Source organism: Lysobacter enzymogenes, from assembly GCF_017168095.1.
GTDB classification, from domain to species: Bacteria; Pseudomonadota; Gammaproteobacteria; order Xanthomonadales; family Xanthomonadaceae; genus Lysobacter; species Lysobacter enzymogenes_D.
Genome location: NZ_LXSD01000075.1, coordinates 1 through 9743 on the forward strand (window position 1 = coordinate 1; position 9743 = coordinate 9743).

Annotated in this window: 7 protein-coding genes and 1 pseudogene; 2 read left to right on the forward strand and 6 right to left on the reverse strand. The window is 70.7% G+C overall.

What is annotated here, in order from left to right:
- On the reverse strand, positions 1-189 hold a 189-nt coding region (locus tag A7A76_RS02135; protein WP_206409651.1), incomplete at its 3' end, for a hypothetical protein.
- 165 nt (positions 190-354) lie between these two features.
- Complete coding sequence (locus A7A76_RS02140; protein ID WP_206409652.1) at positions 355-1146, reverse strand: class I SAM-dependent methyltransferase; 792 nt, start codon at positions 1144-1146, stop codon at positions 355-357.
- 173 nt (positions 1147-1319) lie between these two features.
- On the opposite strand from A7A76_RS02140, the gene A7A76_RS02145 reads away from it, so the two are divergent.
- Complete coding sequence (locus A7A76_RS02145; RefSeq protein ID WP_206409653.1) at positions 1320-3191, forward strand: ATP-binding cassette domain-containing protein; 1872 nt, start codon at positions 1320-1322, stop codon at positions 3189-3191.
- A 298-nt stretch (positions 3192-3489) separates the two neighbouring features.
- On the opposite strand, the gene A7A76_RS02150 is transcribed toward A7A76_RS02145, so the two are convergent.
- The 4 genes and pseudogenes from A7A76_RS02150 to otsB form a co-directional block, all read right to left on the reverse strand.
- A complete protein-coding gene (locus A7A76_RS02150) occupies positions 3490-5607 on the reverse strand; it encodes an amylo-alpha-1,6-glucosidase (RefSeq protein ID WP_343225264.1) in 2118 nt (705 codons plus the stop codon).
- A gap of 13 nt (positions 5608-5620) precedes the next feature.
- Complete coding sequence (locus A7A76_RS02155; RefSeq protein ID WP_206409654.1) at positions 5621-6688, reverse strand: glycosyltransferase family 4 protein; 1068 nt, start codon at positions 6686-6688, stop codon at positions 5621-5623.
- Between the two features lie 197 nt (positions 6689-6885).
- Positions 6886-8232 (reverse strand): annotated as a pseudogene (locus A7A76_RS02160) (alpha,alpha-trehalose-phosphate synthase (UDP-forming)); the annotation flags it as partial.
- Position 8233: 1 nt separating this feature from the next.
- Entirely contained in the window at positions 8234-8932 is a 699-nt protein-coding gene (otsB, locus tag A7A76_RS02165) for a trehalose-phosphatase (protein ID WP_241200678.1), read from the reverse strand.
- A gap of 350 nt (positions 8933-9282) precedes the next feature.
- On the opposite strand from otsB, the gene A7A76_RS02170 reads away from it, so the two are divergent.
- The gene (locus tag A7A76_RS02170) at positions 9283-9663 is read left to right on the forward strand and encodes a VOC family protein (RefSeq protein ID WP_206409657.1); all 381 of its coding nucleotides are present in this window, start codon (positions 9283-9285) and stop codon (positions 9661-9663) included.
- The last annotated feature ends 80 nt before the right edge of the window (positions 9664-9743 follow it).

The following is a 9743-nucleotide window of genomic DNA, read 5'->3' on the forward strand; positions in this document are numbered from 1 at the left end:
CGCCTGCGCGGCCTGCGCGGGCGCGCGCCGCGCGCGCGCGGCCCAGTCCTCGGCGCAGGCCCGGTAGTCCTGGCGCGAGCGCGCGTCCATGTGCGGGTACGCGCCGGCCGGGTCGCGATCCAGGATCGCATCGAGTTCATCGTTCGCGCCGGGCGTGGCCTCGACGCGGTGTTGCGCAGCGACATCCATTCGAGCCTTCCCTGATGCTGGATACGACGGTCGAGCCCGCCCGGCGCGCGAGGCGCGACGGCTGGGGTCCAGGGTGCGTAGCGGGGGAGTTCTTTCACAGCCTCCGGCGCGGGCGAGGCGCGCGCCGGATTTTGCTGCGGTGCATCGAACACTGCGGCGCGCGGCTCAAGCCGCGGCTTTCTGCGAACAGGCCAGCACGTAGTGGCGGATGAAGCGGGCCAGGTATTCGGGATTGAAGAACAACGGCGCCGAACGGCGCGGCGCGGCGACGCCGGGCCGCTTGTGCGCGGCCTTGAACCGGCGCACCGAGCGCAGGAACGGCGTCCAGCACTGCGCGGTCGCGTCCACCACCTCGGTGCGGGCGAAACCGGCGGCGAAGATCGCGCGCTCCAGTTCGGCCGGATCGGTCATGGCGTTGGCGTTGGGAATGTGGGTGCGCACCTCGGTGGTCGGCGGCAGCGTCGACATCAGGATGTCGGAGTGCACCAGCCGACCGCCGGGCTTGAGCACGCGCAGCGCCTCGCGCAGGAACGCGGCGCGGGTATCGAAGTGGAACGCCGCCTCCACGCACAGGATGTTGTCGAAGGACGCGTCCGGGAAATCCAGGCGGGTCGCGTCCATCACCCGGAATTCGCAGCCCGGCGCGTTGTGCCGCGCGCGTTCGAGCTGCAGTTCGGAGACGTTGATGCCGACGATCTGCGAAGCCGCGAAATGACGCAGCAGGTGGCGGCTGGAGGCGCCCAGGCCGCAGGCCACATCGAGGATGCGGCCGCCGCGGTCGGCGGCAGGAATGAACTCGAGCAGGCGCGCGACCAGGGCTTCGGACGCCTGCGATTGGTTCTGGGTCGCCTCGGACCAGAAGCCGAAATTGTAGAAGTCGCTGGAACCGTAATAGGCCTCGATTACGGCGCCCTGCATGGCGGCGTCGTAGCCGTCGATCATGGCTCGTTGTGACATGCTTGTCCCCGCCGCTCGACCTGCACCCCTCGACGGCCGAGTATTGCATGCCGATTGTGCGCTCACAAGGCGCTCACATCGCACGCGCCCGGCGCGCCCGCGCGAGCCGATTGTGTTTCGCGACGGGTGCTTTAGAGTGGTCTGCCGTGTCCTGCCAACCCTGCCGGAATCGCATGGATAGTGACGACGCAAAGCCGGGCATCCACCGCGCCCCGGTCCTGCAGCTGTATCGGGAACTGTGGTTTCAGGCCAAGGGCCACCGCGCCGCGCTGCTGGGTTCGATGCTGTTGCTGGTCGGCGCGCAGGTGGTGCTGCTGGCGGTGCCGTATCTGGTCGGCAAGTCCTTGAACGTGCTGCAGGCGCGCGGCAACGACGGCGCGGGCGAGGCGGCGTTCTGGCTGGCGGCGGTGCTCGCCGCCACGATCGTCAGCTGGCTGATCCACGGCCCCGGCCGGATCCTCGAGCGCAACGTCGCGCTGGCCGTGCGGCAACGCGTCGCCACCGCATTGACCCAGCGCCTGCTCGCGTTTCCGCTGTCCTGGCACGACCGCAACCATTCCGTCGCCAGCGCCCATCGCGTGCACCAGAGCAGCTCGTCGCTGGGCACCTTCGCCGAAAGCCAGTTCATCTATCTGCGCAGCGCCGTGCGCCTGGTCGGGCCGATCGGCGCGCTGATCGCCATCCATCCGCTGGTCGGCGGCCTGGCCTCGTTCGGCCTGCTAGCGATCTGCGGCGCGGTGGTCGGTTTCGACCGCGCGATCGTGCGCCTGGCGATCCGCACCAACGACGCCGAGCGGCGCTACACCTCGGTGTTGGCCGACGCGCTCGGCAACGCCACCAGCGTGCTCGCGCTGCGTCAGGCGCGCCCGTTCATCCGCACATTGCAACAGCGCGTCGAGGATGTGTTCGAGCCGCTGCGGCGCATGATCGTCATCAACGAGGTCAAATGGTGCGCGGTCGACGTCGCCAGCCGGCTGCTGAGCTGCTGCCTGGTCGCGCTGTACGCATGGCTGGTGCTGCGCGCGCCCGGCGACGGCCAGAAGCTCATGTTCGGCAGCGTCTACATGGTCTGGGAGTACGCGCTGCAGTCCGGCGCCGTGGTCGCGGCGGTGGCGGCGAACTTCCAGACCTTCGCCACCCAGTACGCCAATTACCAGAGCGCCGACGTCATCCGCCACCATCCGGTCGACGAGAGCCTGCACGAGCCGGTCGAGACCCAGAGCTGGCAGCAGTGCGAGATCGAAGGCCTGGTGTTCCGCCATGTCGGCGGACGCGACAGCGGCCCGACCCTCGACCATGTCCGCCTGAACCTGCAGCGCGGCAAACGCTATGCGCTGATCGGCAGCAGCGGCTCGGGCAAGAGCACGCTGATGCGGGTGCTCGCCGGGCTCTACGTCGCCGAACGCATCGATGTGCGGGCATCCAACGGCGCGAGCGCCGGCGCGCAGATCCAGGCGCCGCTGAAGGCCGCGCGCTTCCTGCGCGGGTCGACCACGCTGATCCCGCAGGAGGCCGAACTGTTCGAGGCCTCGCTGGAACAGAACCTGGCGATGTGCGAATCCCTGCACGGCCAGCCCGAGCCCGAGGGTTATCACCGCGCGCTGGAACTAGCCGCGGTCATGGACTTCCTGCCGACCGAAGGCGACCCGCTGCAGGTGTCGATCGGCGAGCACGCCTCCAACTGGTCCGGCGGCCAGCGCGCGCGCGTGGCCCTGGCCCGCGGCATCCTGGCCGCGCGCGGCAGCTCGCTGATCCTGCTCGACGAACCCACCGCCAACCTGGACACGCGCACCGAAGCGGCGGTGTACCGCAACCTGTTCGCCGAATTCGCCGACGCCTGCCTGATCGCCTCGGTGCACCGGCTCGACCTGCTGCGCCACTTCGACGAAGTGCTGGTGATGGTGGACGGGCGGCTGGTCGCGCAGGGCTCGGAAGCGGTGCTGGCGCAGACCTCGACCGACTACGCGAACCTGCGCGCGGCCAGCCTGCGCCAGCACGATGCCGAGCAAACGGCGGTGGAGATGGCCGCCGAAGACGCGGGCTAGCGCGCGTCGGCAGGCCCGACGGGGCAGGGATCGGACCACCGGCGCCAAGTCGAGGACTCCCTGTCCTCGACGGACGTGATCCGCTTCGAACCCGAAGCCGGCTGTGGGTTCGAAATCATATGCACGGCGATGAGTCTCGTCTGCCACGGCCTCATCCGCTTTGGAGGAGTCGTCGCTATCGAACAATCCGGCTCGCGGAATTTCGGCCGCAAGCGCCGGCGTGCCGCAGATATTTCTGCCTGATCCCGATCAGACGCGCAGACAGCCGAGTTGGATAACGAGCCCGCTTTACCTGGCGCTAGTTGCGCAGATTGACCGGAATGGCATTGCTGTAGCGGCTCTCGCTGAAAACGCCCACGCGCTCGCCGAACTGCTTGAACACCAGGTCGACCCGTTCCTCGCCGACCACCAGTCCACGCACGCGCACGTCGTCGATGCCCGGCGGCAGGCGCGGACGATCGACGTGGACCACGCCGTGCTCGCCGTCGATCTCCACGCCGAGGCAGGCCTGCAGCAGCATGAACGGCGAACCCGCGGCCCAGGCCTGCGGCAGGCAGGCGACCGGATAGGGAATCGGCGGCGCGCCGGGGCGGCGGGTGAAACCGCAGTACAGTTCGGGCAGGCGCATGTCGAAATGCACCGCGGTCTCGAACGCGCTGCGCAGCAGGCGCGCGGCGGTTTCGCGGCCGTGGTGGCGGGCGATGCCGCTGGCGCACAGCGCGCTGTCGTGCGGCCACACCGAGCCGTTGTGGTACGACATCGGGTTGTAGCGCGGTTCGCCTTTTGCCAGCGTGCGCAAACCCCAGCCGGTGTAGAACGCGTTCGACATCAGCCGCTCGGACACCGCATGGGCGCGCTGCGCATCGGCCAGGCCGGTGTAGAGCAGGTGGCCGGGATTGCTCGCGAACACTTCGCACAGGCGGCCTTCGCCGTCCACGGCCAGGCCGTAGTAGCCGGCCTGCGGCATCCAGAACTTGTCTTCGACCGCCGCGCGCAGGCGCTCGGCGCGCGCGTCCCAGCCGGCGGCGGCCTCGTCGCCGCGGCGGCGGCCGAGTTCGGCCATGGCGCGCAGCGCGGCGAAGGCGTAGCCCTGCACTTCGACCAGGGCGATCGGTCCGGGCGGGATGCGGCCGTCGGCATGGAACACCGAATCGCCGCTGTCCTTCCAGCCTTGATTGGCCAGGCCGCTGGCCTCGGCGCGGGCGTAATCGAGCAAGCCCCAGGGATTGGCGTCGCAGACCCGCTCTATCCACGCGGTGGCCGCGCGCAGCGCCGGCCACAGCCGGTCGATGAAGGCGTGGTCGCCGCTGCGCTTGGCGTAGGCGCCGGCCAGCATCACGAACAGGGGCGTGGTGTCGACGCCGCCGTAATACAACCCGAACGGCAGCTCGCGCAGGCTCGCCATCTCGCCCTTGCGCGTTTCGTGCAGGATCTTGCCCGGCGCGGCGTCGAGGAACGCGGACTCCTCCTGCGCCTGATGATCGGCGAGGAACTGCAGCACGCCGCGCGCCAGCCCCGGGTCGAGCCACAGCGTCTGCAGCGCGGTGATCACCGCGTCGCGGCCGAACGGGGTCGAGAACCAGGGGATGCCGGCGTAGGGATACGGCCCGCTCGGCAGTTCGCTGGTCAGCAGCGCCAGATCCGAGCGCGAGCGCCGCATCCATTCGTCGAACAACGGCCCGTTGCTGCCGATGTGGGCGCCGCGGCGGCGGCGGTGGCGCATGCGCAGGCGCGCCTGGGTCGCGGCCAGGCGGAAGCGCTGGCGCGAGGGCGCGTCCTCGCCGCTGTCGATGCCGGCCTCCACATACAGTTCGCTGTGGCCGCCGGGTTCGATCCGCAGCTCGATGTCGAGGCCGGCGCCGTCCTCGGCCCGCGGCGCCCGCGAAAAGGCGATGAACGAACTGCGCAGCACGCCGTCTAGGCCGCGGTACTGGAAGCGCCGGCGGCTGCCGTCGTCGCGGCTGGCGAGCATCTCGCCGCGCGCCTTGCGCACGCTGCCGCGCACTTCGAACATGTCGCGGAAATCGGCCGCCAGCTCGAACCGCAGCGGCAGCACCGCCGGACGCGAATCGTAGTTGGTGCAGGCGATGCGTTCGTACATGCGCTCGCCCAGCAGCAGCCGGGTGCGGGCGATGTGGACCAGGCCTTCGGGCGTGCCGGTGTCGCCGATCGGCGACAGCGCGCGGTTGGTCAGGTGGGCGACGAAAAAGGCGTTGTCGCGCGAGACCGCGGCGCTCAGCAGGGCCGGGCGGCCCTCGCCGATGCCGAGCCGGTACACGCTGAGCAGGCGGGTATCGTTATGGAACAGCCCCTCGGCCGGGCCGGCGATGTCGCCGTAGCCGTTGGCGATCAGGAAGCTGTCGCCGTCCTTGAGCACATGGCTGGTGTACAGCGCAGCGGTGGCGGCCGGGTCCACGATCGTCTCCGGCTCAGGCGCTGAGCTGCAGCGCGCGACCGTCGCGGCCGGCCAAGCCGGCGTACAGGTCGAGATAATCGTGGGCCATCGCCGCGGCCGAGAAGCGCCGCTCGAACACCGCGCGGATGCGCGCGCGATCGTAGCCGGCGACCACCGGCACCGCCGCGGCCGCGGCCTCGATCGAATCCACCACCGTGCCGGTCACGCCTTCGTCGATCACCTCCGGCACCGAACCGCAGTGCCAGCCGATCACCGGCGTGCCGCAGGCCATCGCCTCGATCATCACCAGCCCGAACGGCTCGGGCCAATCGATCGGGAACAGCAGCGCCGCGGCCTGGCCGAGGAACGCCGACTTGTCGGCATCGCCGATCTCGCCGATGAATTCGATGCCGGGCGCGTCCAGCAGCGGCTCGATGGTGTCGCGGAAGTAATCGCGGTCGGCGCGATCGACCTTGGCCGCGATCCTGAGCGGCCAGCCGGCGCGGCGGGCGATCTCGATCGCGCGGTCCACGCGCTTTTCCGGCGAGATGCGGCCGAGGAAGGCCAGGTAACCGCCGGCGGCCTCGGGCGCGAACGCGAACGACTGCGGCGGCAGCCCGTGATAGACCGTGCCCAGCCAGCGCGCCTGGCGCAGGGGCCGGCGCTGGTGGTTGGAGATCGACACCAGCGGGTAGCGCGGCCAGCGCCTGTACGCCGGGGCCAGGTCCTTGTGGTCCAGGCGTCCGTGCAGGGTGGTGAGGGTGCGGTCGGCCTCGTCCTCGAACAGCGGGAAATGCAGCAGGTCGATATGGAAGTGCAGCACGTCGAACTCGGCCGCGCGGCGACGCACCTCGTGCAGTTGGCTCAGGTGTGCGGCGAGGTTGGCGGTAGTGGAGGCGAAGGCGCTGTCGTCCAGGCGGATCGCGCGCTCGCGCACCGGAACCAGACGCGCGCGCGTGTCGGCGTCGGCGCTGGCGAACAAGGTCACCTCGTGGCCGGCCTCGACCAGCGCGTCGCACAGGTGCGCGACCACGCGTTCGGTGCCGCCGTACAGGCGCGGCGGGACGGCTTCGTAGAGCGGAGAAATCTGCGCGATCTTCATGATGAGCCTTTGCCGAGCAGGGTGCCCGGAGCGCGCAGCGGCGACGGCGCCAGTGCGGCCAGGCCGCGCGCGGCCAGAGTGGGCGGGGAGGGCGGCGCGGGCGTGGCCCACGCCGGAATGGGTGCTGACTCCGTGGAAGCGGAATCCGTGGACTCAATAGATGCGGAATCGCCGCTGTCTTCGCGCCGCTCGTCGCGAATTCCGGCCAGCGCCTGCAGGAAGCCGCGCCGCCACGCGCCGATATCGCTGGCGCGCAGGGTCGCCATCATCGCCGCCCAGCGCTCGCGCCGCTGCGCCAGCGGCATGCGCGCGGCCGCAGCGACCGCGTCGGCGACCTCGTCGGCATCGTGCGGATTGACCAGCAACGCCTCGCCCAGTTGCTGCGCGGCGCCGGCGAAGCGCGACAGCACCAGCGCGCCGGGATCGGCCGCGGCCTGGCTGGCGACATACTCCTTGGCCACCAGGTTCATGCCGTCGCGCAGCGGCGTGACCAGGCCGACCGCGGCGCTGCGGTAGAAACCGGTCAATGCGCTGTGCGGGTAATCGTGGTTGACATAGCGGATCGGCGTCCAGTCCGGCCGCGCGTGCGCGCCGTTGACGTGGCCGGCCAGCGCCTCGAGTTCGGCGCGCAGGCTGCGGTATTCGGGCACGTCGCCGCGCGAGATCGGCGCGATCTGCAGGTAGGTCAGCTGGCCGAACAGGTCCGGATGGCGCTGCAGATGGCGCTCGAACGCGCGCATGCGCTCGGGCAGTCCCTTGGAGTAATCGAGCCGGTCGACGCCGATGACCAGGCGCCGGCCGCCCAGGCTCTCGCGCAGGCGCCGCACCTCGCCCAGCGCAGCGGCGTCGGCGGCCTGCGCGGCGATCGCGTCGGCGTCGATGCCGATCGGGAACGCGCCGATGCGGGGCGACGCGGTCTGGCCGAACGCGACGCGGTCGGCGCCGGCGTAGTGGCGCAGATAATCCTGCAGATGCGTCGCATCGGCCGCGGTCTGCAGGCCGATCAGGTCGTAGGCGCGCAGCGGATCGAACAGCTCGCGATGGTGCGGCAGGGTCGCGGCCAGATCGGCGGGCGGGAACGGCACGTGCAGGAAGAAGCCGATGCGGTTGCCGACGCCGAGCCGGCGCAACTGCGCCGCCAGCGGGATCAGATGATAGTCGTGGACCCAGATCAGCTCGTCGCCGCGCAACTCGCGCGCCAGCGCGCGGGCGAACGCGGCGTTGACCCGCTGGTAGCCGTCGCTGCAGCCGCGTTCGTAGTCGACCAGGTCGAGCCGCGAGTGCAGCAGCGGCCACAGCACCCGGTTGGCGAAGCCGCGGTAATAGTCGTCGACATCTTCCGTGCTGAGATCGAGGGTGGCGTAGTCGATGCCGCGGTCGCGGCAGCGCTGCGGGATGTCGCTGGCGACGCCGCTGCGGCCGCTCCAGCCGAACCACAGGCCCTTGCTCTCGCGCAAGGCCGCGCGCAAGGCGATGGCCAGGCCGCCCGGGCGTTGCGCGCCGGGCAGGGCGACGCGGTTGGAGACGATGACGGTGCGGGCCATGTCAGTGGTCCTGCGCGTCTGCGCCGAGCCACGCGCGCACCTGCGCCGGATCGTCGAGGCGATGGCGCGCGGCGCTGTCGGCGCGCGCGCCGACCAGCACGCTGATGCCGCCGTGCGCATTGACCATGGCGAAACCGGGCTCGTCGGCCGGGTCGTCGCCGGCGAACACCGGCGTGCGTCCGCGGAACGGCGCCAGCGCCAACAGCTCGGCGATGGCACGGCCCTTGTCCATGCCGTCGGGACGGATCTCGATGCCGTGCGCGCCGCGGTGCTGGCGATAGCCGGGCAGGCGGGTCAGCGCGGCGTCGGCGAATGCGCCCATCGCGACGGCGGCGTCCGGCGCGGCGCGCCAATGCAGATTCAGGCAAGGGCCGTGCGCTTCGACGCAGGCGCCGGGATAGTCGAGGGCGAAGCGCGCGGCTTCGCCGGCCAGCTCGAGCATCGATTCGGGCGGCGCAGGCGCGCGCAACGACGCGTGCGCGCTGCGCCGCTCCAGGCCGTGCATGCCGCTGAGACAAAGCTCGGCGCACTCGGGGAACAGCGCCTGCAAGGATTGCAGCGAACGGCCGCTGACCAGGGCGAGCGCCCCGTCGAGTTCCTCGGCCAGCCGCAGCAGGCGGCTCGGCAACTGCGGCGGAACCCGGGCGAGATGCGGCGCGCAGGCATGCTCCAGCAGACAGCCATCGACGTCGAGAAACAAGGCCCAATCGGAGGCGGGCGCCGGCGGTGCCGGTCGCGAAGTGTGTGTCGAATCCATGAACTCATGCTAACGCCGCGAATGTAAGCGATCGGTTCAAGCCATCTGCCAGAAAGCGCAAAAAAACGCCGAAATACGATGATTTCGCCGTTTCTTGCGCGAAGCTTTTTCCGGGCCGCGCAACTATTTCGCATCGCATCGCAGGGTCGCTGCGCACGGCGCCGCCCCGTGTTTGCGGCTGCGCGCGCATCGCGACGCTCTGGCACACGGCTTGCGTGGATTCACGGCGAGATGTGCGCTTGTGCGTAAGCGATCGCGTATCCGCCGCCCCATTCCGACCAGGAGACAACCCCATGCACAGGAGCCGATTGGCGCAGCTCGTGATCGATTGCGAGACCACCGACCCGGACTGGGCCGCGCAGTTCTGGGCGCAGGCGCTGGGCTGCCGCATCGTCGGCCTCGGCGACGCCAGCGACGAGATGTACCGCCGCCTGATCGTGCACGCCGACCAGCCCTGCCTGCTGGTGCAGGCGGTGCCGCATGCCAGCCGCATGCACCTGGACATCGAAACCGACGACGTCGAGGCCGAGGTGGTGCGGCTGGAACGACTCGGCGCGGCGCGCATCGCCCAGGTCAAGCGCTGGTGGGTGATGGCGGCGCCGACCGGTCAGCGCTTCTGCGTGCTGCCGCCGCAGCGCCAGGATTTCCCGGCGCACAGCAACGTCTGGCGCTGAACGATGGCCGCGCGAGCGACGCGAGCGGCCGCGGCGCCGCCGTTCGCCAAGCCGGCCGCTGCGCCGGTGCCGCGCGCCAG